This window comes from Terriglobales bacterium (assembly GCA_035937135.1).
Lineage (GTDB): Bacteria > Acidobacteriota > Terriglobia > Terriglobales > Acidobacteriaceae > DASYVL01.
In genome coordinates this window covers 1-22,109 of record DASYVL010000139.1, presented here as the reverse complement: position 1 = coordinate 22,109, position 22,109 = coordinate 1, and the positions used below count along the sequence as shown (strand labels likewise).

Below are 22,109 nucleotides of genomic sequence, written 5' to 3'. Positions count from 1 at the left end.
AAGGCAACATGCTCCTGCGCGGCTTCCAGTACCTGGCCCCGGAGAACGTCGCCTACGGACGCTTCTGCTGGAACGAGGAGTGCCAGTACTGCCGCGTCACCTACGACCTGGGCGAAGGCACTCCCAGTCACGTGGCGCTTTCCTGCAAGCTGATGGTCCAGGCGGGGATGCGCGTCACCGAAGTGGCGCAGGAGATCAAGTACTGCCTGCGGAGCCTGGAATTGGAAGAAGAGAAGAAGTAGAAAACACATGCGCCGCCCGGCGCAGACACCCCCCGGCCTGGACACCCGGAATCGGGGACCGGGTCAACGGACCCATCGCCAGCGGCAGCCGGTTCTGGGTGGAATTTTCAATCCCCGGCAGGAAGTAGCGGCTAACCGCCGACTGCGGCATCACCGTGGAAATTGAGAAAGGTAAGCGGTGGGAAACGGGATGCCGTGCTGGCACTGTGGAAGAGAGTGTCCGCTTCACCGGGCTGGTCGATTTCGCGATTCACATGAGCAACGAACTGCTGGGACGAACATCGTCCTGTTCCAGGGCAAGGCAAAGGTTGCGAAGACGCCCCCTAAATGCCCCCAGGACAAACTTTCCTTCGAGTATTACGTGGACGAAGATTGGGGAGTCCCTATCGGTTACCTCTGGCGCGGCCGCACGCTGAACATTCAAATGTGGTTTCACGGCAGGCCGGGGGAAGCGAGGCCCTACCTGTTTTATCAGGGCAAGCAGGTCGCCAAGGGAGAGAACTGCGGCGGGGCCAACTTCGAACCCGCGACCTACGTGTGGTGGCCGGTTGACTGTGAGTTCTTGGGTGAGGGGTCGGAGGATGTGGTTGAGAAGCTGAGTAAGGCTCCGGGCGAGTACGAGATCAAGGTGCTGCAGGAGGGCCGCCTGACCCGAACCGCTAAATTCACAGTCGCTGAAGACGGAAGCTTCGACAACGGCATCGCCTCCGCCAACAAGCTGGGCAGCGACACAGTGATCGTGCCCTTCAAGGTGTTAGTCGACCTTGCTCCGTGGGACAAGTTGGCGTGGAAGACGGACGCCTTTTACGGCAATCCCCTTACCGGCTTTACGGCGATACCCTAGGCGGCGACAGCGGACCGAGTAGTCAGCGGCGCGCTCGGGACGGGGCGGCCCCCAGCTTGCGCAGCCGCTCGCGGGCCTGGGTGGCTTCCGGGGAGCGCGGGTAGCGGGCCACCAGGTTCTGCAACTCTCTCACCGCCGCATCTTTCTGCCCCAGTTCCCCCAGGGCGTAGCCCTTCTTGAGCTGCGCCGCTGCCGATTTGATGTTGCCCGGATACTGCTCCAGGACCTTGTCGTACTCCCGCACCGCCTGGGCGTAGTTTCCCTGCTTGTAGGCGATGTCGCCCAGATAGAACTGCGCGTTCCCCGCCTTGTCGGTACCCGAGTAGAACCTCAAGTAATCCGTGAACTCCTGGCCGGAAAGCGGATAGCGAGCGGCAGTAAAGTCTCGCAATGCGTTGTCGTACAGGACGTCGGGCGGAGGCGCCTGGGGCGGGGGAGGACCGCCGGTGGCCGCGCCCAGGTTTTCCTTGGCGGCGTTCATGTCGTCGAGTTGCTTGCTGATCTTGGCCAGGCGCGCCTTCATCTCGTCCAGGGTGTCGTGCAGCGCCTGCACCTGACCGGAGACATCGTCGACCTTGGAGGCGGTCTCGGAGCTCTGGTCGCCCAGGCGTCTCTCCAGGCTGCTGACCGCCGTGCTCATCTTGTTGACGTTGTCGGTCGACTGCTCCACCAGGTTCCTCATCACGCCCATGCGCTCGTCAAAGGACTGGCGCATCTGGCTCATCTGGTCCTGGAGCGCCTGCACCTGGGACTGCAACTGGATGATCTCCTTGCTGACGCCCCAGGCTTTGGGGGTGGAGCTGACCGCGAGAAGGACGACAAGAACAAACAGCAGACTTCGTGTTTTCATAAGGTAAGCCTTTGGATGCGGACTGGGCCCCGGCGTTTGGTCGAACCCGGGGCGCGGGTGGAAAAGAAAAGGGCGGCCCGCTCAGGCGCCGCCCGCTCGTACTACCTCTGAAAGACGAAGTGGCCGCGCCGGTTCTGCTGCCAGCACTGCTCGTTGGATCCGGTGCAGAACGGCTTCTCCTTGCCGAAGCTGGTGGTCTTGATGCGGTCGGCGCTGACGCCGGCCCTGACCAGAGCATCCTTGGCGGAGCTGGCGCGGTTATCGCCCAGCGCTATGTTGTACTCGGTGGAGCCGCGTTCGTCGCAGTGTCCCTCGATCAGAAGGTGCATGTTGGGATGCTGCGCCAGGAAGCGGGCGTTGGCCGCGATCTGCGAGGCCGCGTCCGAACGGATGTCGAACTTGTCGTAATCGAAGAAGACGTCCTTGACGTTCTGCGCGAACAACTCCTCGTCGCCGGCGTTGACAGTCGAGGTCGTCGTCGGCATTCTGACCGTGACTCGCGCCGTGGCCTCCTGCGTGCCTCCCGGTCCTTTGGCGATCAGGCGATAGGTGGTGGAGTCACTCGGCGTCACGCTGCGCGATCCGTTGGCGTCCACCGAGCCCATGCCTTCCAGGCTGACGTCGGTGGCGTTCTCGGTCCGCCAGCTCAAGGTGGTGGACTGCCCCTGCTCGATCACATTGGGATTGGCCGAGAGCGACGCGGTGGGCGCCGCCACCGGCGGCGGAGGCGGAGGCGGCGGGGGCGCTTCCTTCTTCTTGCACGCGCCCAGCGTCAGGATGACGGCCAACGCCAGGGCCAGCGTCGGCCACTTCCTTGTTTTCGCGATCAAACCAGCCTCCTTACGAATGCCTTCGCGTTTTTACTATGAAGTTCGATGATACTGCGGAGGGTTGAAATCGCCAATAGAAAAGCACTCTTTCCGTAGTCTTACTTCCAGCTCCAGTTGGGCTGAGTGTTGGAGCCGGAGGCAGTGAGCGCACGCTGCTGCGAGCCGTCGGCGAGCATGCTCCAGATCTGTCCCCCCTTGCGGCTCGACTGGAAGACGATGTGCCGTCCGTCCGGCGACCACGAAGGAGAGTCGTTGTTTCCGGCGCGCGTCAACTGCACCCAGTGACGTGTGGCGATGTCCATGATGTAGATGTCTTGTCCGCCGGGCGCGCCCGGGCCGTAGTTGCGGTTCCAGGAGAAGGCCAGGAACTGGCCGTTGGGCGACCAGGAGGGCGAGACGGCGTAGCCGCCGTCGGTGAGCCGCTGCACGTTGGCGCCGTCGGCGTCCATCACGTAGATCTGCGGCAGGCCGGTGCGCCCGCTGACGAAGGCGATTTGCGACCCGCTCTTCGGGTTCCACGCCGGCGAGATGTCCGGACCCTTGTAAGAGGTCAGCCGCTTGGGGCTGGCGCCCGAGGCCTCGGACACGAAGATCTCCGGGTCGCCGCGCATGGAAGAGGAGAAGGCCAGCTTGGTTCCGTCGGGCGACCATGCGGGAGAGGCGTTGGTCCCACCGTAGCGGGGGAAGCTCACCAGGCGGCCCAGTTCCGTCGAGTACATGGCCAGTTCCACGCCGCCGCCGGCGAACGAGGTGAAGGCCACACGGCTGCCATCCGGCGAGACCCGGGGCGAAAGTGCGATGGAACCCAGCCGCGTGAGCTGCCGCTGGCCTTCGCCGTCGTAGTCCATCGCCCAGACTTCCTTGTGCCCGGAGCGGTTGCTGATGAAGAAGATCCTGCTCTCAGCGATGCCGGGCAGTCCGCCGCCCAGACGGAAGATGATCTCATCGGCGAAGCGATGGGCGATCAGCCGCGCGTTCTCCGGCGTCGCCGCTTCGCTGTACTGCTTGCCCAGCACCAGGGGCGAGGCGGAGTTCTTCACGTCGTACAGCCAGCCCTTCACCGCCAGTGCGTCGTTGCTCACGCCCAGGTTGCCGAAGGCCAGCATGCCGGCGCTGGCGGGCGGATTGCCCCACGCGTCCAGCGCCACGTCCGCCGGCCGGGCCGGCTGGGAGAGCGGATAAAAGCTCTTGGAGACCATGTCGAAGATGCCGGCGTTCTCCAAATCGTTCCACAACGTGTCGTTGAAGACCTTGCGCAGCGTGTCGCTGTTCGGGGTTGAGCCGAAGGCCAGTTGGAACTCCGGTACCGCCAGCCGCACCTTCTCCTGTCCCAGACCGGTGCCGGTGCGGATCCAGTCCTCTTGCGGGGCGGCTGTGATTGCCGCCAAAAGTACGAACGCGAATGCGAAGAATCGTTTCACCATGTTTTCTCTGTGTACCTCTGCGCCTCTGTGTCTCGGTGGTGGACGTTAGCGCCGGTAATCAAACCAGAACTCCACGGCGACCTTGCTGCCGGAGTAATCCGGCGGCAGCGAGCCGAAGGTATCAATACGCTGCAGCGCCCGCACCGCCGACTGGTCCAGCGAGGGGATGCCGCTGGACTGCGAGAGCTGGATGTTCGCCGGCTCGCCCGAGCGCGTGATCTCGAAGGTGATGTACACCCGCCGCGCCGAGCTGATGCTGGGGTCCACCTCGTACTTCAGCCAGTTGTCCTGGATCTTGCGCCGCACCACGTCCACGTACCAGCCGTAGCGGCTGCCAAAGTCGCCGCCGCCTCCGGTCAGGCTCAGCCCGCCCTTGGCGCCGTTGGCGTTGAATACTCCGTAGGGCCCGCTCACCGGACCGCCCTGGCCGAAGGGAACCTGATTGGGCGGGGGCGGCTTCTCCTGCACGGTCTTGCGCTGATTCTTCTCCGGCTTGGTTGTGTCGTGCTCGGGCAGGGCCACAGCGTTCGTTTCCGGCGGCCGCTTCTCCGACTCCGAGAGTCCCTTGGACTCGTTGGCCACGATGTTCTGGCTCTCCTCGGAGGGCGGCGGCAGTGGCACTGCGGCGCGGCTCACCAGGGTGACGCTCATGGCTTCGCCGCCCGAGCCCGTGCCACCCCAGCTTTCCCCGTGCAGGCTCCCGACGACGGCGGCATACAGCAGGAGGCCGCCGAAGAAGGCCCCGTGCAGCACCGCCGACCCGACTAGCGGCGCCTTCCAGGGCTCGTGCTCGAAGAAGATCTCAGCGTTTCGCATTCTGGTTCAGAGGCTCGGTGACGATGCTGACGTTGGTGATGCCCGCCTGCTTCACCGCGTCCATCACGGTGGCGAAGGCGCCGAAGGGGACGTTCTCATCCGCGCGCAGGAAGACGGCCTGCGACTCCGGGTCGCGGATCTTCTCCCGCAGCTTGGCGCCGATCTGGTGGATGTTGACCGGCTCGTTGCCCAGATAGACCCGCTGGCTGCGGTCGATGGTGATGACCAGTCGCTCCTCGGTGATCTCCTTCACCGTTTTCGTCTTGGGCACCGAAACCTCGATGCCCGATTGCAGCACCGGGGCGGTGATCATGAAGATGATGAGCAGCACCAGCACCACGTCCACGAACGGGGTGACGTTGATCTCGGAGAGGGTGCGCCCGCGAGGGACCATGAAAGACATTGCGACCTCACTATTCCGGAGAGTTGCGCTCCACAGCGTTCAGGAACTCGAGCGCAAAATCCCCCATGCGCGCGGCAAACTCGCGGATGGAGTGGGTGAAGTGGTTGTAGGCGATGACGGCGGGGATGGCGGCGGCCAGGCCGGCCGCCGTGGTCACCAGGGCTTCGGAGATGCCGGGCGCGACCGCGCGCAGCGTGGCGGCCCCGGCCGTGCCCAGCCCGTGGAAGGCGTCAATGATCCCCCACACCGTGCCGAACAAACCGATGAAGGGCGTGACCGCGCCCGTGGTGGCCAGCCAGGGCAGCCTGCGCTCCAGCCGTGTGAGCTCCTCCGAAGCGGCGATCTGCGTGGCGCGCTCAACCGCGGTCATGCGCACCGCCCCGCCCTTCGCCGCCTGGCGGCGATACTCGGTGTAGCCGCCATCAAACACGGAGGCCAGCGGGCTCTCGCGGAACTGGGGAGCGATGGCGGCCACGTCCTCGAGGCGCGCCGCTTTGCGGAAGGCGCGCAGGAAACGCCCACTCTGCTGCTGGGCGCGCCGCAGCGCCGCCCATTTGGACAGCATCACCGACCAGGAAAAGACGCTGAACAGCAGCAGGATGACCAGGACCGCTTTGGCGACAGGGCCGCTCTGCAGGATCAGGCTGACGATCTCGCCGCCTACGAAGCTGGCTGTCACAATGTGGATTTGTATCTCCATTCCGGAAGCAGAGTGCCCTGAATCTGACCGTAGCACCTCGGTTCCTGCCAGTCAAACGCCAAGTCGGCCGGGGGATGTGCAAAAAAGCTGTGCTATTCTGCGGCCAGCGACTTCTTCAGGACACTCGTGCTCCTCGAACTGCGCGTCGAAAATTACGCCGTCATCGACCAGGTGGCGCTGGAGTTCGGGCCGGGGCTGAACCTGCTCACCGGCGAGACCGGCGCCGGCAAATCCATCCTGATTGATGCTTTGTCCCTGCTGCTGGGGGAGAAGTCTTCCTCAGAGATGGTGCGCCACGGCGCGGAGAAGGCCGTGGTCACCGCCGTGTTCGAGGGCGAGGAAGCGGCAGCGAAGGTGCTGGAAGCGAATGGCCTGGACGCCGCCGACGGCCAGCTCATCCTGCGGCGCGAGATCGCGGCGGGCGGCAAAGGCCGCGTCTTCGTCAACAACCAGCCGGCCACGGTGGCGGTGCTGAAGCTGCTCGCGCCGCGGCTGGCTTCCATCCACGCGCAGAACGAATCCGTCCTGGCGTTTGATGCGGCGGCGCGCCTCGAGCTGCTCGATGCCTTCGCCGGGCTTTCGACCGAGCCCGTCGCGCGGGCCTTCGCCCGCTGGAAGTCCATCCGGGAGCGCATGGCGGAACTCGACCGCAACGAGCAGGAGCGCCTGCGCATGGTGGACCTGTGGAGGTTCCAGAAGAAGGAGATCGCGGACGCACAGCTCGAGCCGGGCGAGGACGTGCGCCTGGAAAATGAGAAGCGTGTGCTGGCCAACGCCGAGAAGATCCGCACCGCCGCGCTCGAAGCCTATGAGCTTCTGTACGAGGGGCAGGGAGCGGCAGCGGCGTCGCTGCGCACGGCCGCGCGCCGGGTGCAGGAGCTGGCCGGATATGACAACGCGACCTTCCGCGAGGACGTCGAAGCCCTGGAGTCGGCGCGCATCACGGCGGAGGAGGTCGGCGGCAAACTCCGCTCCTACGCGGGCGGGATCAACGCTTCCCCCGGGCGTCTCGCCGAGATCGAAGACCGGCTGGCGCTGCTCGACCGCCTCAAGCGCAAGTACGGCCCCACCATCGAAGACGTGGTCGCCTGCTGGCAGGACGTCTCACGGAAGTTGGACGAGGTGGAGAACAAGGACGAAGTCCTGCGCCAACTGGGGAAGGAACTGGCCGCGGTGGTGGACGAATACCTGACCGCCGCCCACGCCATCTCCAAGAAGCGCCAGCAGGCCGCCAAGACGCTGGAGAAGCTGGTCGAGAAGGAAGTGAACGACCTGGCCATGCAGGCGAGTTTCCGCATCGAGGTGGAGAGCGCCGAAGAGGAGAAGCGCTGGACGGCCTCGGGCCTTGACCATGTGACTTACCTGATTTCCGCCAATCCCGGCGAGCCGTTGGGCCCGGTGGAGAAGATTGCCTCCGGCGGCGAGCTCTCGCGGGTGATGCTGGCGCTCAAAGCGACGGTCGAGAGTAGCGCCGGCGTCTCACCGGCTGTCCGGCGGGCGTCTCGCCCACCCTCCGTTTCCCGCACCCTGATCTTCGACGAGATCGACTCCGGAATCGGCGGGCGCGCTGCCGAGGCCGTGGGCCGCAAGCTCAAGGCGCTGGCAGCAGGGAACCAGGTGATTTGCGTCACCCACCTGCCGCAGATCGCCTCCTTCGCCGACCACCACTACGCCATCGAAAAACGGGAAGTTGGGGGCCGCAGCCGCACCCGCATCCGCCGGCTGGAGCCCGCCGAGCGCACCGAGGAGATCGCCCGCATGTTGAGCGGCGCGAAGCTCAGCGAGACCTCGCGCAAACACGCCGAGCAACTACTGAAGACCAACGTCTGAGGCAGGCGACCGTTCGGCCCTTGGTGAGTCAGCTATATTAGTGCCATCCTAATTCCCGCCCTTTCTTGGGCTTACGTTGACCGAAAGGGAACGCCGGCGGTACGTTCAAGCTTCCAGAAACCGGGCCAAACCCTTATACTTAGTGGAGCCGAATGAGCGCTTCCAGGAACGACAAAACCCTGCTTTTGCTTAAGCCCCGCGGCTTTTGCGCGGGAGTGGTGCGTGCGATCGACATCGTGCGCATCGCGCTGGAGACCTTCGGCCCGCCCATCTACGTCCGCAAGGAGATCGTCCACAACCGCTACGTCGTGGAGGAGCTTTCGGCCAAGGGCGCCATCTTCGTGGATAGCGTGCGCGAGGTTCCGAACGGGGAGCGTGTAATCTACAGCGCCCACGGAGTTTCCCCAGAGGTACGCGAGGCCAGCGAGCGCCGCGCGCTGCGGGTGATTGACGCCACCTGTCCGCTGGTGACCAAGGTGCACGTGGAGGCCGTCAAGTACGCCAGCGAGGGCTACACCATCATTCTCATTGGACACCGCGACCACGACGAGGTGATCGGCACATTGGGCGAGGCGCCCCTGGTCACCCAGGTGGTGGGCACGCCCGAAGAAGTCGAGTCGCTGGTGGTGCCCGACCCCAACCGCATCGCCTACATCACCCAGACCACGCTGAGCCTGGACGAGACCAAAGACATCATCGCCGCCCTGCGCAGCAAGTTCCCCAACATCGAGGGCCCACACGCCCAGGACATCTGCTACGCCACCGAGAACCGGCAGATCGCGGTCAAGGACATCTCCGGAGACGCCGATCTGCTGCTGGTGGTGGGTTCCGACAACAGCTCCAACTCCAACCGTCTGGTGGAGGTGGCGCGCAACCTGGGAACGTCCTCGCACCTGATCGAGAACTTCCGCGCCATCCGCCCGGAGTGGCTGGAAGGGGTGAAGACCCTGGCGCTGACCGCGGGAGCCTCCGCTCCCGAGTGCCTGGTGGAAGAGGTGATCACCTTCCTGGCCAACGCCGGATTCACCAACGTGCGCGAGGTCGAGGTGATGCCGGAGAACGTCCGCTTCGGGCTGCCGCCGGAGATCGTGCAAGCCATCGCCGCTGCTCCCACGCCCGCGGCCGCGGAGTAACGCCATGGAGAATCCTTCGGCGGCCGGGCGCCAGCCGGTGCACCTGCTGTTCGGCAAGCTCGACGACATGTTGAGCCGCGTGGCCGCGGCCACCGACGCCGTCCGCCGCTACCTGTTCTCCATCCAGAACGAGCAGGGCTACTGGTGCGGCGAGCTCGAAGCCGATAGCACGCTCGAGTCCGACTACATCCTGCTGCACGCCCTGCTGGGCACCGGCGACCCGGAGCGCATCGCCAAGGCCGCGCGCTACGTCCTGCAGCACCAGAACCCCGACGGCGGCTGGAGCATCTATCACGGCGGGCCCTCGAACGTCAGCGCCTCGGTCAAGGGCTACTTCGGGCTGAAGCTGGCCGGCTACAGGGCCGACCATCCAGCGCTGCAGCGCGCCCGCAAGAAGATCCTGGAGCTGGGCGGCGTCACCCAGGTCAACACCTTCACCAAAATCTACCTGTGCTTCTTCGGGCAGTACGACTATTACTCCGTGCCCGCCATCCCGCCGGAGATCGTGCTGTTCCCGCGCTGGTTCTGGTTCAACATCTACGAGATCTCCTCCTGGTCGCGGGCCATCCTGGTGCCGCTCTCCATCGCCTACGCCAAGAAGCCCTTCAAGAAGATCCCGGCGGAGATGGGAGTGGAGGAGCTGTTCCTGCATGGCCGCAGCCGCTCCGACATGCGGCTGAAGTGGTCGCCCAAGCTGGTGAGCTGGCGCAACCTGTTCCTGGTGCTGGACCGCATGACCCACTGGTTCGAAGCGGTGCACGTGCGGCCGCTGCGCTCCATCGCCATCCGCCAGGCGGAGAAGTGGATGCTGGCGCGCATGGAGATGAGCGACGGCCTGGGCGCCATCTATCCCGCCATGATGAACGGCATCATCGCCCTGCGCTGCCTGGGCTATTCGGTGGACGACCCGCAGTTCATCCGGGCCATGGACGAGTTCGAGGCCCTGGGTATCGAGGAAGAAGACACATTCCGCATGCAGCCCTGCAAGTCCCCGGTGTGGGACACCGCCATCGTCGCCTTCGCCCTGGGCGAGAGTGGCGTGGCCGGGAACGAGCCGCGCCTGGTGGCCGCCGCCGACTGGATGCTCAAGAAGCAGGTCACGCATCGCGGCGACTGGTGCGTCAAGAACAAGCAAGCCGAGCCCGCGGGCTGGTACTTCGAGTTCAACAACGAGTTCTATCCCGACGTGGACGATACGGTCATGGTGATGCTGGCGCTCAGCCGGGTGGACCATCCCAACGAGCGTTATCAGCACGAATCGGTGGACCGCGCCCTGCGCTGGGTGCTCTCCATGCAGTGCCGGGACGGCGGCTGGGCCTCCTTCGACCGCGATAACACGCGCATGGTCTTCCAGTACGTCCCCTTCGCCGACCACAACGCCATGCTCGATCCGCCCACCGTGGACATCACCGGGCGGGTGCTGGAGATGCTGGCGGACCATGGATACTCCCGCCAGGACCCCGTGGTCGAGCGGGCCATCGAATTCATCCGCCGGCACCAGGAGACCGACGGTTCCTGGTTCGGCCGCTGGGGCGTGAACTACATCTACGGCACCATGCAGGTGCTGCGCGGGTTGGAGGCCATGGGCGTGGACAACCACGAGCCCTACATCCAGCAGGCGGCGGAGTGGCTGCGCATGGTGCAGAACTCCGACGGCGGCTGGGGCGAGACTTGTGGCTCCTACGACGACGCCAACACCAAGGGCGTCGGCCCCAGCACTCCTTCGCAGACCGCCTGGGCGGTGATGGGACTGCTGGCCGCCGGCGACACTCGCAGCGATTGCGCCGCCCGCGGCATCGCCTACCTGCTGCGCACCCAGAAGAAGGATGGCTCCTGGGATGAACAGAATTTCACCGGCACCGGGTTCCCGCGGGTCTTTTATCTCGCGTATCACCTGTACCGGGACTATTTCCCGCTGCTGGCGTTGACCACCTATGCCAAAGTGATGGCGGCGGAGAACGAAGGCCGCTTGTCGTCCGACGTTGGAACCCTGGAAGGCTGAGGAAAGGAACCTGTGCCGGTACCTGTTTCGCAGATGTGGACGGTCGCGACCTACGTCCTGCGGCAGAAGATCGCCGGGCGGAAGCGCTATCCCCTGGTCCTCATGCTGGAGCCGCTCTTCCGCTGCAACCTGGCCTGTGCGGGCTGCGGCAAGATCCAGTATCCGCCCCACATCCTGAAGAAGGAACTCACGCCCGAGGAGTGCTTCCGCGCGGTGGAGGAATGTGGGACGCCGGTGGTGAGCATTCCGGGCGGCGAGCCGCTGATGCACACCCAGATCGAGAAGATCGTCGAGGGCCTGGTGGCGCGCCGCAAGTACGTCTATCTCTGCACCAACGCGCTGCTGCTCAAGGAGAAGCTCGACCGCTTCAGGCCCAGCAAGTACCTGACCTTCTCGGTGCACATGGACGGACAGCGCGAGCACCACGACTTCTCCGTGTGCCGCGAGGGCGGATACGACATCGCCGCCGAGGCCATCCGCGAAGCGCTGGCACGCGGCTTCCGCGTCACCACCAATACCACTCTCTTCGATGGCGCCGATCCCAACAGCGTGCGCGACTTCTTCGACGAGATGATGCAGCTGGGCGTCGAGGGCATGATGCTCTCTCCCGGCTACTCCTATGACAAGGCCCCCGACCAGAAGCACTTCCTGGGCCGGGCGCGCACCCGCAAGCTGTTCCGCGCCATCCTCTCCAATCGCAAGAAGAGCTGGCACTTCAACCAGTCGCCACTCTTCCTGGAGTTCCTGATGGGCGAGCGGCAATACGCCTGCTCCGCCTGGGGCATGCCTACCTACAACATCTTCGGCTGGCAGAAACCCTGCTACCTGCTGCAGGACGGCTACGCCGAGAGCTTCCAGGAACTGATGACGGCCACACCCTGGGAGCAGTACGGAACAGAATCGGGGAATCCGAAATGCGCCAACTGCATGGTGCACTGCGGGTATGAGACCTCGGCGGTGAATGACACCTTTGGCTCGCTGCGCGGATTCCTGCGCACGGTGCGGGCCACCATGCAGAGCGCTTACCCGGACGAGCGGGCGCTCGAGATGCTCCAGCAGCCGGTGCGGCCGGTGCACGCCTATAACCCGCTGGTGAAGATCGAGTCTCCCGCCGCGCAGGAGACGAGCGTCTAAAGGACGCCCAAGGACATACAAGTCATGTCACAGAACCTCAGGCCGACACACGACCCCGAAGCGCTCGAAGTCGCGCCGGGCACTCAACACGAGAACCTGGAAGGCTGGGTGCCGCCGCTGGCGGGTGAGGCAGAGTTGCGCGCCGTCCTGGACCAGGCCTTTGACTACCGCGGCGATGTCACCCTCACGCTCAAGGACGGCCGCAGGATCGAGGGCTACGTCTTCGACCGGCGGCATGGCACGGACCTGAAGAGTTCCCGCATCCGCGTCCTGCCCGCGGGCAGCGATGAGAAGCTCAGCATCACTTACGCGGAGATCGCCGCCCTATCCTTCAGCGGACGCGACACGGCCGCGGGCCGGAGCTGGGAAGCCTGGGTGCGCAAATACTGGGAGAAGCGCCGGGCAGGCGAAACCAACATCGGTATCGAGCCCGAGAAGCTTGACTGACCTCGACACGCTGGACGTATGAGAGCTTTTGTCACCGGCGCCACCGGCTTTGTGGGAAGCCACGTGGCCCGCGCCCTGGCCGGGCAGGGAGCCGAGCTGCGGTTGCTGGTGCGTCCCACCAGCCGCACCGAGAACATTGAGGGCCTTTCGGCCGAGCGGGTGACCGGAGACCTGGGGGATTCGGATTCACTGCGGCGCGCGATGTCGGGCTGCGAGCTGGTGTTTCACGTCGCTGCCGACTATCGCCTGTGGACTCGGGAGCCCGAGGCCATGTATCGCTCGAACGTCGAGGGCACGCGGGCCATCTTGAAAGCCGCACAGGAAGCCGGAGTCCGACGCGTGGTGTACACCTCGAGCGTGGCCACCATGGGCTTCACCGGGAACGGCCGTCCGGCGGATGAGGATTCCCCGGTCGCGCTCGGCGACATGATCGGTCACTACAAGCGCTCCAAGTTCCTGGCTGAGCAGGTGGTGCTGGAGGCGGCGCGCGCCGGGCAGAACGTGGTCCTGGTGAATCCGACGACGCCGGTGGGCGAGCAGGACATCAAACCCACGCCCACCGGGCGCATCGTGCTCGACTTTCTCAACCGGAAGTTTCCGGCCTACGTGGATACAGGGTTAAACCTGGTGGACGTGGCCGAGGTGGCTCGCGGACACATCGCGGCGGCGGAGAAGGCGCAGCCGGGCGAGCGCTACATCCTGGGAGGCGAGAACCTGACGCTGAAGCAGATCCTCGACAAGCTGGCCGCCCTGACCGGACTGCCCGCGCCCACGGTGAAGCTGCCGTATGCGGTGGCGCTCGTGAGCGGTGCTGTCGATACCTTCTTCACCGGGATGCTGCTCGGTCGCGAGCCGCGGGTCACGCTGGACGCGGTGCGCATGGGCCGCAAGAAGATGTTTGCTTCTTCCGCGAAAGCAGAGCGCGAACTGGGATGGAAGGTCGTCCCGGTGGAGGCCGCGCTCGGCCGCGCGGCAGAGTGGTTCCGAAATCATGGATACGTCACCGCGTAAAGTAGCCATCGTCGCCGCGCTGGAGCGGGAGGTCCGGCCGCTGGTGCGCGGCTGGCGGAGCTACCGCCTCCCCGCCGCCGACGGGCTGCACCGGCTGCGCTTCTTCGAGTCGGAGAGCGCGGTGGTGGTCTGCGGCGGCATCGGTCGCGAGGCAGCCACCGAGGCGACCCGCGCCGTCATCGAGCGCTACCGGCCGCAGGTGGTGGTCTCCGCAGGATTCGCGGGAGCGATAGTTCCGGAGCTGCGGGTGGCTTCGATCCTGAACCCGGCCAAGGTGATCGCGGCTTCGACCGGAACGGCTTTTGAGACCCGAGGCGTGGGCAGCGGGGTCCTTGTGACCGCGGCCGGCGTGGTTGGCCCGGAAGAGAAGCAGCGGCTGGCCGAGCGGTTTTCCGCCGAAGCCGTCGACATGGAGGCGGCGGCGGTGGCCCGCGCGGCCCAGGCGGAGGGCGTAGGGTTCCGCGCCCTGAAGGCGATTTCTGACGAGTTGGACTTTCCCGTGCCGCCGACCGAGGGGTTCATTGACGCCAGTGGAGAATTCGAGACGCTGAGGTTTGCTGTCTACGTGGCATTGCGGCCGTGGCTCTGGGCATCGGCGCGAACTTTTGGCCGCAACTGCTCTTTGGCCGCGGAAGCGCTGGCAAAGGCTCTCGCCAGCTTTGTCCGCGAAGCAGAGCAGGGGAGTGCGCCTGCATCTGCCAGGCAACCCGCGGATCCGATCCCCGCAGCCGGCGTGGCGACGAGAGGTTGAACGCGAAAATGTCGGTGGCTACAAAATCCGTCGCTCAGGGACAGGCACAGAAGCTGCCCGCCACCATGCAGGCCGCCGTCTATCGTGGCCAGGGCGAGGTTCGCCTGGAAACCGTGCCGGTCCCTCAAGTCGGGCCGGGCGAGCTGTTGATCGGCGTCCACACCTGCGGCATCTGCGGCACCGACCTGAAGAAGATCGCGACCGGCTCGCACTCCGCGCCCCGCATCTTCGGACACGAGATCGCGGGAGTCGTGGCTGCCGCCGGCGAAGGCGTGCGCGACTTCCAGCCTGGGGACCGGGTGATGGCTTTCCATCACATCCCCTGTGGCCAGTGCTATTACTGCCGAAACAAGGTCTTCGCCCAGTGCCCGGTCTATAAGAAGGTGGGATGCACGGCCGGCTTCGAGCCCTCCGGCGGAGGCTTCGCCGAGTACGTCCGGGTGATGGACTGGATCGTCCAGCCGCCGGGGCAGAAGAGCGGCGTGGTGAAGATCCCGGAGCAGATAACCTTTGAGCAGGCTGCCTTCATCGAACCTGTGAACACCTGCATGAAGGGTATCGAAAGCCTGCACCTAAAACCTGGGGAGACGGTCCTGGTCATGGGCCAGGGGCCCATCGGTATCTTGCTGGGAGTGCTGGCCTTGCGGGCCGGAACCCGGGTAGTCGCTTCCGATTTGCTCCCGCAGAGGCTTACAATAGCAGCTAGCTTTGGGATTCTCGGCTCGGGGAACGCTTCGCAGGCCGATTCTGTGGCCCGGGTGAAAGAAGCCACCGGAGGGCGGGGCGCGGACGCAGTCATACTGGCGGCCGCGGGGAACAGTTTGATCCGTCAGGCGCTGGAGGCAGCGCGACCCGGAGGGCGGGTGCTATTGTTCGCCCAGACGGTCCGCGGCGAGGTGGCATTGGATCCCGCAGCCGTATGCGTGGACGAGAAGACGCTGCTCGGTTCCTACAGCGCTTCGGTCGATTTGCAGGAGGAGTCGGTGCGATTTGTCTTCGGCCAGGAAATGGATCTGGTCCGGCTGATCACGCACCGCTTTCCGCTGGACAGGGCAGTCGAAGCTTTGGAACTGGCGGCGCATCCGCAGCCGGACTCGATGAAAGTGGTGGTGCAGCCGGGCAGCAGCTGGGAAGGACATTCGTAACGTGAACGGACAGATGACAGCGGCCGTCCTCTACGGCAAAGAGGACGTGAAGATCGAGAGGGTGCCGATCCCCCGGGTGGGGGAGGGCGAGGTCCTCATCAAGGTGCAGGTGGCGCTCACCTGCGGCACCGACCTCAAGGTGTATCTGCGCGGGTACCACGCCCGCATGATCGTCCCCCCGGCGCTCTTCGGCCACGAGTTGGCCGGCCTCATCGAGGAAGTGGGCCCCGGGGTCAAAGGATTCCGCAAGGGGATGCGGGTGGTGGCGCTGAACTCCGCCCCCTGCCAGATGTGCTTCTACTGCTCCAAGCACCAGGGCAACCTGTGTGAGGACCTGCTGTTCAACAACGGCGCCTACGCCGAATACATCAAGATTCCCAAACGCATCGTCGAGTGCAACATGCTGGCCATCCCGGAGAACGTGAGCTTCGAGGCGGCGGCCATGGTGGAGCCGCTGGCCTGCGTGCTGCGCGGCCTGCACGAGACCAACGTGGAGATCGGCGACACCGTGGCCATCATCGGTGGCGGTCCCGTGGGGCTGATGTTCGTGCAGGCGGCCAAGCTGACCGGCTGCAACGTGATCTCGGTGGTCAAGCACGATTCCCAGGCTTCTGCCGCCAAGCGCTTCGGCGCCGATGAAGTGGTGAGCATCAGCAAGGTCAAGGACGTGGTGCAAGCGGTCCGTGGCCGGACGCCGTCCGGCCGGGGCGCGGATGTGGTCGTCGAGGCCGTGGGCCGCCCCGAAGCCTGGCAGTGGTCCGTGGACATGGCGCGCAAGGGCGGCACCGTCAACTTCTTCGGCGGATGCGCCACCGGTACCAAGGTAGAACTCGACACCAACCGCCTGCATTACTCGGAAATCACCCTGAAGGCCACCTTCCACCACACCCCGCAGGTGGTGCGCAAGGCTTTTGCCCTGATTGCCGAGAAGAAGATCCGCAGCACCGATTACGTCACCGCGGAAGCGCCACTTTCCCGCCTGCAGCAGGTGCTGCACCATATGCTGCACCGCAACGGTGATATCAAGACCGCGATTATCCCGGGCCACTGACGCTTGCCGGCGCAGGAGCCGCACCATCACACCATGCCGTCCGCCGCCACCTCCGGGCTGGATTCGCTTTCGCCCTCGGCCTCCGCCGGCCGCCGCGGGTGGGACGCTCTCCCCGCTTCTTACGCCTTCCCCCGGCTGGCTCCTTCGCTGGCCGAGGCCCAGGCCTACTGCCGCACGCTGGCCCGCAGCCACTACGAGAATTTCTCCGTCGCCACCCACTTCCTGCCCGAACGGCTCCACCAGCATTTCTTTAGCGTCTATTCCTACTGCCGCATCTCGGACGATCTGGGCGATGAGGTGGGCAATCCCGAAGACGCGCTGCGGCTGCTCGATGAGTGGGAAGAAGACCTGCGGGCGTGTTACGACGGCGCGCCCCGCCATCCCGTGTTTGTCGCCCTGCGCGAGACGGTGCGCACCTGCGACATCCCGCAGCAGCCCTTCGCTGACCTGTTGAAGGCCTTCCGCCAGGACCAGTCGGTCTCGCGCTACCAGACTTTCGAGGACGTTCTCGGCTACTGCCGCTACTCCGCCAACCCGGTGGGCCGGCTCGTGCTCTACGTCTGCGGCTACCGGGATGAGGAGCGCCAGCAGCTCTCCGACGCCACCTGCACCGCGCTCCAGCTCGCCAACTTCTGGCAGGACGTTACCGTGGACTACGGCAAGGGACGCATCTATCTGCCGCTCGAAGACCTGCGCCGCTTCGGCGTGTCGGAAGACGACATCGCCGCCCGCCGCGCTACCCCGGCCTTCCTCGACTTGATGCGCTTTGAAGTCGGGCGCGCGCGCCAGTGGTTCGCCGAGGGCCTGCCGTTGACGGGGAAGGTGGATCGCGAACTGGCTCTGGACATCGAGCTCTTCACCCGTGGCGGCCAGGAGATCCTGAACGCCATCGAGCGCCAGGGCTACGACGTGCTGCGCCGGCGCCCGGTGATCTCCAAGCCGCGCAAGCTTTGGCTGGTGGCCCGCGCCTTCCTGGGGAAGCTGGGATGAGCGGCGCCGGCGCACAGCTCGCGCACGCCCACGCCGTGTGCCGCGGCGTGACCCGCCGCGCCGCGCGCAACTTCTACTACGCCTTCCTGGTGCTGCCGCGGGAGAAGCGAGACGCTCTGTGCGCGGTGTACGCCTTCATGCGCCACTGCGACGACCTGTGCGACGAGCCGGGAGTTCCCCTGTCCGAGCGCCGCGCCCGCCTGGAAGCCTGGCGCGAGACCATTCAGCAGGTGCTCGCCGGCCAAGCCACGGACGATCCCGTGCTCTTTGCCCTCGCCGACGCGCAGAAGCGCTTCAGCATCTCTCCCGAGCTGTTCGACAAGCTGGTGCAGGGCACGGCCATGGACCTGCCGCCCCAGGACGCCGCGGCGGGGGCGGTCCTGACCTTCGCCGATTTCGACGAGCTCCACCGCTATTGCTACCACGTGGCTTCGGTGGTGGGACTGGTGACCATCCGCATCTTCGGCTATCGCGACCCGGCGGCCGAGCCCTTGGCCGAGAAGTGCGGCATCGCCTTCCAGCTCACCAACATCATCCGCGACGTCAAGGAAGACGCCGGCCTGGGGCGCATCTACCTGCCCGAGGAAGACCTGGCTCTGTTCGGACGCTCCCCGGAGGATCTCGCGCCCGGCGCCCTGCGCAACGGTTTCGATCCCGCGAAGTTCCGTCCGGTGCTCGAGTTCGAAACCGGGCGCGCGCGCGAGTTCTACCGCGCCGCCGACCAGCTGCTGCCCCTGCTCGACCACGACAGCCAGCCCGCCTTCTGGGTGCTGGTGGAGATCTATCGCCGCCTGCTGGAGAAGATCGCCGAGCGGGGTTACAACGTCTTCGGCGAAAAGATCCGCATGACCATGCCGCAGAAGCTCGCCATCCTCTCTCGGGGATTCCTGCGCCGCCTCTACGCATGAGCCCGCTGGCCGCAGACGCTCCCTCGGTGGCGGTGGTGGGCGGAGGATTGGCCGGACTGGCCGCGGGATGCGCCCTAGCCGGTGCCGGCTTTCGCGTCACGTTGCTCGAACGGCGCCCCTACCTCGGCGGACGCGCCTCCTCCTACGAACATCCCGGGACGGGCGAGGTGGTGGACAACTGCCAGCACGTCCTGCTCGGCTGCTGCACCAACCTGGTGGATTTCTACCGTCGCATCGGCGTGGAAGAGAAAATCCGCTGGTTCGATCGCTTGACCTTCGTCGAGCCCGGAGGGCGCCAGTCGGTGATCTCGCCCTCCTGGCTGCCCGCGCCCTTCCACAGCGCGCCCTCGTTCCTGCGCGCGGATTCGCTCTCCTTTGCGGACAAGCGGGCCATCGCGCGCGGCATGCTGGCCATCACCGTGACTTTGCCGAAAGAAACGGAAGAGAACTTTCTCGCCTGGCTGCGCCGCCACGGGCAGACCGAGCGCGCCATCGAGCGCTTCTGGAAGGTGGTGCTGGTGAGCGCGCTCAACGAAGACCTCGACCGCATGTCCGTCCACTATGCGGCGCAGGTTTTCCGCGAGTCGTTCCTGAAGTCGCCGGAGGCGGGACGCATGGGCATTCCCACCGTCCCGTTGACCGAGCTTTACAGCGCCGGCGCCGATTACATCCGCGCTCGCGGCGGCGAGGTGGCACTGCGCGCGCCGGTGGAATCCTTCCAGCCGGAGCCGGGCCAGGTCCGCCTCTGCCTTGCGGGAAGGGAAGTCCGGAGCGACTTCGCAGTTCTCGCCGTGCCCTTCGACGCGCTCGCCCGCCTGCTCCCTGACGCTGGGGATACGCAGCCCTTGCGCCAGCAGCTCGCGCGTTTCGAGACCTCGCCCATCACCGGCATCCACCTCTGGTTCGACCGCCAGATCACCGACCTCGAGCACGCCGTGCTGCTCGACCGCACCATCCAGTGGATGTTCCATAAGTCAGAGCTGGTGCAGCGTGCTGATTCAAACCAGGGCGGGAGCTACGTGGAGCTGGTGGTCAGCTCCTCGAAGGCGCTGGTGGAGAAGCCGAAGAATGAGATCGAAGAAATGGCGCTACGCGAACTGCGCGAATTCTTCCCCGGCGCGGCTGAGGCCAAGCTCATTAAGTCCACGGTCATCAAGGAGGTGCACGCCACCTACTCGGCCCTGCCGCGTTCCGACGATTACCGTCCGGGCACGGCGACGGCCTGGCCCAGCGTCTTCCTGGCAGGCGACTGGACCGCCACCGGCTGGCCGGCAACCATGGAGGGCGCGGTGCGTAGCGGCTATCAGGCGGCTGAGGCTCTGGCGCGCAGCGCCGGCCGGCAAGAAAAGTTCCTGCTCCCGGACCTGGCGGCGACAGGCTTCATGCGCTTGTTCAGGCATGGCTCCGGCAGTCGGAGCTAGAAGAACTTAAGCTCCGCTTCGTTTATTAGGTAATCATCGAACAAGCTGGAATACTGGGGTGCCGCAAAGCGGTTTTTTAGGTCCCCCACTGTTCGATTGTGAGGACGCGCGCCTTCCCCAGCCGGGACCGGGTTAGCTCGACCTCGCTGTCCACGCCCGCCCGCACCCGCTCCTGCTCGATCTGCTCCACCTTGAAGCGGAAGAGGGCTGGCGCCGAGCCCTCGATGCTCAGCGGGAAGCCCCAGGTGGTCGCCAGCCCCGAGCCGAGTGCCATCTGGGGATAGAACAGGCTACGGGCCTCCTGATAGGACTGCTGCGCCCGCGTCTGGTCGGCGGCGGCGATGACCATGCCTCCGCTGTGCTGCACCGCCAGCTCGATGGCCCGGCGGAAGGGAAGCGGCTCCGCCGGGGCCGCTGGGGCGGCGGCCAAAACGAGAGTGAGCATCAGAAGTCTGGAAACGCAACCTGCGCGCGCGCGACGATCCATGGTTTCACCTTGGAAAAAAGGAAAGATGTGCAATCTAACGGACGCCGCCCCTGGTTTGCAACCCGGGCGGGCGAAGCGGCGTCAGTTCTGCTGTTCCTGGATGTGCTTCAGGGCTTTCTGGGCCTGCTTGTAGTCTCTGGCCAGGGAGAGCGCGGCGCGATACTCGCGCTCCGCGCCGGCGTTGTCGCCTTGCTTCTCCAGCGCTTGGCCCAGCAGGTAGTGGGCCTGGAACGAGGGAGCGCCGTTGGTGGAAACGGGAGAAGAAAGAGCCTTGCGCGCCAGCACCGCGGCGCCGGGGAGGTTGCGTCCGGCGCGCAGCAGCAGGGCCGCGGCCTGCACCAGGATGGCTGGGTCCTTCTGCTTGTCGGCGGCCACCGCCTTGTTGGTGGCGTCCTCCATGTCATTGAGGCGATCACGGCGGCGGTAGAACGCGGCCAGGTCCAGCCAGTAGCCGGCGGGCTCGTTGCTCGCGGCGATGGCCGCCCACAGCTCGCGCTCGGCGGTGTCGTAGTCCTTGCCGTCCTCCGCCACGCGCGCCCGCACCATGTGGGCCGCGGCCTTGTCGCGGGAGGCGATCTCCTCCGCCTGGGCCTGGGCCTTGTCCTTGCCTCCGCCCAGGAAGCTGGGGGCTTCCAGGTAATATTCCGCCAGGTCGGCGCGTGCGGGCACGTTGGCGGCGTTCAATTCCACGGCGCGCTCGAACTCCAACTTGCACTTCCGGGCCCAGCCGATGGCCTTGAAGAAGATGGAATGCTCCGCCTTGCGTCCGTAGGCGCGGCCCAGCCACAGGTGATAGTCGCTGTTGTCGGGCTCGAGGGCTACGGCCTGCTCCGCCGGGGGGACTGCCTTGTCCCAGGACTCGATCATGAGATAGGCGCGCGACAACAGGTGGTGGGCCTCGGCGTCGTTGGGATTTTTCTGGATGCGCGCCTGCAATTGGGCGATAGCATCGTCCACGCGGCCCTGGTTGAGCAGGTCCTGTGCCGGCATGGGAAGAGCTACCTTCGAACTGGCGGGCAGGGCGGCAAGCATCACCACCAGCGCCACGATGAGCACGCGGAGTCTCATCGGCGCACCACCCGAACCGGCATGCCGTCGCGCAGGGTCTCGGCCCCGTCGCTGCCCAGCGCGACCTGCGCCTGCTCCTTCAGCCCCCGTGTGATCTCGATGCGCGTCAGGTTGGAGACCGAGGTCTCCACCTCGCGCCGCTTCAGCTCGCCCTCCACGATCTCAAAGACGTAGCGCTTGCCGACTTCGTCGCGCACCGCTTCCCGGGGGATGGTGAGCGCGTTCTCGTGGCGGGCGGTGATCACCAGCACGCTGACGTTCACGTTGGGCAGAAGCTTCATGTCGGAGTTCGCCACCTCGCAGGTCAGCTCGCCCACGGTGCGGGTGCCGCGCAGGGTGACAGTAGTGGGGACGCGGGTCAGCGTGCCCTCCCAGCTGCGTCCGGGGAGCGCGTCCCAGGTCACGGTGACCTTCTGCCCCTTGGCCAGACGGCCGATCTCGGGTTCGTCCACGAAGGCGAGCAACTGAATGGTGGCCAGGTCGGCCACCTGCACCAGCAGGTCGCCGGGATTCACGTACTGGCCTTCGCGCACCGGCAGGGAATAGACCATGCCATCGCGTTCAGCGCGCACGTTGGCATCGCGCAAGAGCGCCGCGGCGGCGGCGTAGGTGGCGCTGCCTT

The 22,109-nt window shown here is 65.7% G+C and carries 23 protein-coding genes; 14 read left to right on the top strand and 9 right to left on the bottom strand.

What is annotated here, in order from left to right; translation table 11 throughout:
- On the top strand, nt 1-242 hold a 242-nt coding region (locus VGQ94_08565), incomplete at its 5' end, for a hypothetical protein (GenBank protein ID HEV2022569.1).
- A 361-nt stretch (nt 243-603) separates the two neighbouring features.
- A complete protein-coding gene (locus VGQ94_08560; protein ID HEV2022568.1) occupies nt 604-1,086 on the top strand; it encodes a hypothetical protein in 483 nt (160 codons plus the stop codon).
- A gap of 22 nt (nt 1,087-1,108) precedes the next feature.
- Here VGQ94_08560 and VGQ94_08555 read toward each other — a convergent pair whose 3' ends face one another.
- The 6 genes from VGQ94_08555 to tolQ all read right to left on the bottom strand — a co-directional run bounded on the left by VGQ94_08555 (nt 1,109) and on the right by tolQ (nt 6,109).
- Nucleotides 1,109-1,936 (bottom strand): tetratricopeptide repeat protein, encoded by an 828-nt coding sequence (locus VGQ94_08555; protein HEV2022567.1) that lies wholly within the window; start codon nt 1,934-1,936, stop codon nt 1,109-1,111.
- Nucleotides 1,937-2,037: 101 nt separating this feature from the next.
- Entirely contained in the window at nt 2,038-2,766 is a 729-nt protein-coding gene (pal, locus tag VGQ94_08550; protein HEV2022566.1) for a peptidoglycan-associated lipoprotein Pal, read from the bottom strand.
- A 98-nt stretch (nt 2,767-2,864) separates the two neighbouring features.
- The gene (tolB, locus tag VGQ94_08545) at nt 2,865-4,190 is read right to left on the bottom strand and encodes a Tol-Pal system beta propeller repeat protein TolB (GenBank protein ID HEV2022565.1); all 1,326 of its coding nucleotides are present in this window, start codon (nt 4,188-4,190) and stop codon (nt 2,865-2,867) included.
- Between the two features lie 45 nt (nt 4,191-4,235).
- Nucleotides 4,236-5,006, bottom strand: a complete 771-nt coding sequence (locus tag VGQ94_08540; GenBank protein HEV2022564.1) for a TonB family protein — start codon at nt 5,004-5,006, stop codon at nt 4,236-4,238.
- Complete coding sequence (locus VGQ94_08535; protein HEV2022563.1) at nt 4,993-5,409, bottom strand: biopolymer transporter ExbD; 417 nt, start codon at nt 5,407-5,409, stop codon at nt 4,993-4,995. The genes VGQ94_08540 and VGQ94_08535 overlap by 14 nt, the downstream gene beginning before the upstream one ends.
- A gap of 10 nt (nt 5,410-5,419) precedes the next feature.
- On the bottom strand, nt 5,420-6,109 hold the full coding sequence (gene tolQ, locus VGQ94_08530; protein HEV2022562.1) for a protein TolQ: 690 nt from the start codon (nt 6,107-6,109) through the stop codon (nt 5,420-5,422).
- A gap of 126 nt (nt 6,110-6,235) precedes the next feature.
- Here tolQ and recN point away from each other — a divergent pair, with 126 nt between their 5' ends.
- From recN to hpnE, 12 genes are all read left to right on the top strand, one after another.
- Nucleotides 6,236-7,939, top strand: a complete 1,704-nt coding sequence (recN, locus tag VGQ94_08525) for a DNA repair protein RecN (GenBank protein ID HEV2022561.1) — start codon at nt 6,236-6,238, stop codon at nt 7,937-7,939.
- Nucleotides 7,940-8,091: 152 nt separating this feature from the next.
- On the top strand, nt 8,092-9,072 hold the full coding sequence (gene ispH / locus VGQ94_08520; GenBank protein HEV2022560.1) for a 4-hydroxy-3-methylbut-2-enyl diphosphate reductase: 981 nt from the start codon (nt 8,092-8,094) through the stop codon (nt 9,070-9,072).
- A gap of 4 nt (nt 9,073-9,076) precedes the next feature.
- Entirely contained in the window at nt 9,077-11,074 is a 1,998-nt protein-coding gene (shc, locus tag VGQ94_08515; protein HEV2022559.1) for a squalene--hopene cyclase, read from the top strand.
- A gap of 12 nt (nt 11,075-11,086) precedes the next feature.
- The gene (hpnH, locus tag VGQ94_08510) at nt 11,087-12,208 is read left to right on the top strand and encodes an adenosyl-hopene transferase HpnH (GenBank protein HEV2022558.1); all 1,122 of its coding nucleotides are present in this window, start codon (nt 11,087-11,089) and stop codon (nt 12,206-12,208) included.
- A 24-nt stretch (nt 12,209-12,232) separates the two neighbouring features.
- Nucleotides 12,233-12,655 (top strand): hypothetical protein, encoded by a 423-nt coding sequence (locus VGQ94_08505; GenBank protein ID HEV2022557.1) that lies wholly within the window; start codon nt 12,233-12,235, stop codon nt 12,653-12,655.
- An 18-nt stretch (nt 12,656-12,673) separates the two neighbouring features.
- Nucleotides 12,674-13,666 carry a hopanoid-associated sugar epimerase gene (hpnA, locus tag VGQ94_08500; GenBank protein ID HEV2022556.1) on the top strand — a complete coding sequence of 331 codons (993 nt, stop codon included), beginning with the start codon at nt 12,674-12,676 and terminating at the stop codon, nt 13,664-13,666.
- Nucleotides 13,647-14,417, top strand: a complete 771-nt coding sequence (locus VGQ94_08495) for a hypothetical protein (GenBank protein ID HEV2022555.1) — start codon at nt 13,647-13,649, stop codon at nt 14,415-14,417. Before hpnA ends, VGQ94_08495 begins: the two co-directional genes overlap by 20 nt.
- Nucleotides 14,418-14,425: 8 nt before the next feature.
- Nucleotides 14,426-15,562, top strand: a complete 1,137-nt coding sequence (locus tag VGQ94_08490; GenBank protein HEV2022554.1) for a zinc-dependent dehydrogenase — start codon at nt 14,426-14,428, stop codon at nt 15,560-15,562.
- Between the two features lie 13 nt (nt 15,563-15,575).
- Nucleotides 15,576-16,613: a zinc-binding dehydrogenase gene (locus tag VGQ94_08485; GenBank protein ID HEV2022553.1), complete on the top strand. Its 1,038-nt coding sequence runs from the start codon at nt 15,576-15,578 to the stop codon at nt 16,611-16,613.
- A gap of 33 nt (nt 16,614-16,646) precedes the next feature.
- A complete protein-coding gene (gene hpnC / locus VGQ94_08480) occupies nt 16,647-17,603 on the top strand; it encodes a squalene synthase HpnC (protein HEV2022552.1) in 957 nt (318 codons plus the stop codon).
- On the top strand, nt 17,600-18,511 hold the full coding sequence (locus VGQ94_08475; GenBank protein ID HEV2022551.1) for a phytoene/squalene synthase family protein: 912 nt from the start codon (nt 17,600-17,602) through the stop codon (nt 18,509-18,511). Before hpnC ends, VGQ94_08475 begins: the two co-directional genes overlap by 4 nt.
- Entirely contained in the window at nt 18,508-19,932 is a 1,425-nt protein-coding gene (gene hpnE, locus VGQ94_08470) for a hydroxysqualene dehydroxylase HpnE (protein HEV2022550.1), read from the top strand. The genes VGQ94_08475 and hpnE overlap by 4 nt, the downstream gene beginning before the upstream one ends.
- Nucleotides 19,933-20,008: 76 nt before the next feature.
- Here the strand turns inward: hpnE and VGQ94_08465 are convergent, their stop codons facing one another.
- The 3 genes from VGQ94_08465 to VGQ94_08455 form a co-directional block, all read right to left on the bottom strand.
- Entirely contained in the window at nt 20,009-20,377 is a 369-nt protein-coding gene (locus tag VGQ94_08465) for a hypothetical protein (protein HEV2022549.1), read from the bottom strand.
- A 123-nt stretch (nt 20,378-20,500) separates the two neighbouring features.
- Nucleotides 20,501-21,487, bottom strand: a complete 987-nt coding sequence (locus tag VGQ94_08460; protein ID HEV2022548.1) for a tetratricopeptide repeat protein — start codon at nt 21,485-21,487, stop codon at nt 20,501-20,503.
- On the bottom strand, nt 21,484-22,109 hold a 626-nt coding region (locus VGQ94_08455), incomplete at its 5' end, for an efflux RND transporter periplasmic adaptor subunit (GenBank protein HEV2022547.1). The genes VGQ94_08460 and VGQ94_08455, both read right to left, overlap by 4 nt.

What these genes read in the sequence shown, in the direction of transcription:
- ispH (HEV2022560.1), top strand. Translation starts at nt 8,092, where the DNA reads ATGAGCGCTTCCAGGAACGACAAAACCCTGCTTTTGCTTAAGCCCCGC.
- VGQ94_08460 (HEV2022548.1), bottom strand. Translation starts at nt 21,487, where the DNA reads ATGAGACTCCGCGTGCTCATCGTGGCGCTGGTGGTGATGCTTGCCGCC.
- tolB (HEV2022565.1), bottom strand. Translation starts at nt 4,190, where the DNA reads ATGGTGAAACGATTCTTCGCATTCGCGTTCGTACTTTTGGCGGCAATC.
- VGQ94_08535 (HEV2022563.1), bottom strand. Translation starts at nt 5,409, where the DNA reads ATGTCTTTCATGGTCCCTCGCGGGCGCACCCTCTCCGAGATCAACGTC.
- hpnC (HEV2022552.1), top strand. Translation starts at nt 16,647, where the DNA reads ATGCCGTCCGCCGCCACCTCCGGGCTGGATTCGCTTTCGCCCTCGGCC.
- hpnE (HEV2022550.1), top strand. Translation starts at nt 18,508, where the DNA reads ATGAGCCCGCTGGCCGCAGACGCTCCCTCGGTGGCGGTGGTGGGCGGA.
- VGQ94_08465 (HEV2022549.1), bottom strand. Translation starts at nt 20,377, where the DNA reads ATGCTCACTCTCGTTTTGGCCGCCGCCCCAGCGGCCCCGGCGGAGCCG.
- VGQ94_08495 (HEV2022555.1), top strand. Translation starts at nt 13,647, where the DNA reads ATGGATACGTCACCGCGTAAAGTAGCCATCGTCGCCGCGCTGGAGCGG.
- tolQ (HEV2022562.1), bottom strand. Translation starts at nt 6,109, where the DNA reads ATGGAGATACAAATCCACATTGTGACAGCCAGCTTCGTAGGCGGCGAG.
- shc (HEV2022559.1), top strand. Translation starts at nt 9,077, where the DNA reads ATGGAGAATCCTTCGGCGGCCGGGCGCCAGCCGGTGCACCTGCTGTTC.
- VGQ94_08485 (HEV2022553.1), top strand. Translation starts at nt 15,576, where the DNA reads ATGACAGCGGCCGTCCTCTACGGCAAAGAGGACGTGAAGATCGAGAGG.
- VGQ94_08505 (HEV2022557.1), top strand. Translation starts at nt 12,233, where the DNA reads ATGTCACAGAACCTCAGGCCGACACACGACCCCGAAGCGCTCGAAGTC.
- VGQ94_08490 (HEV2022554.1), top strand. Translation starts at nt 14,426, where the DNA reads ATGTCGGTGGCTACAAAATCCGTCGCTCAGGGACAGGCACAGAAGCTG.
- hpnA (HEV2022556.1), top strand. Translation starts at nt 12,674, where the DNA reads ATGAGAGCTTTTGTCACCGGCGCCACCGGCTTTGTGGGAAGCCACGTG.
- VGQ94_08540 (HEV2022564.1), bottom strand. Translation starts at nt 5,006, where the DNA reads ATGCGAAACGCTGAGATCTTCTTCGAGCACGAGCCCTGGAAGGCGCCG.
- VGQ94_08555 (HEV2022567.1), bottom strand. Translation starts at nt 1,936, where the DNA reads ATGAAAACACGAAGTCTGCTGTTTGTTCTTGTCGTCCTTCTCGCGGTC.
- VGQ94_08475 (HEV2022551.1), top strand. Translation starts at nt 17,600, where the DNA reads ATGAGCGGCGCCGGCGCACAGCTCGCGCACGCCCACGCCGTGTGCCGC.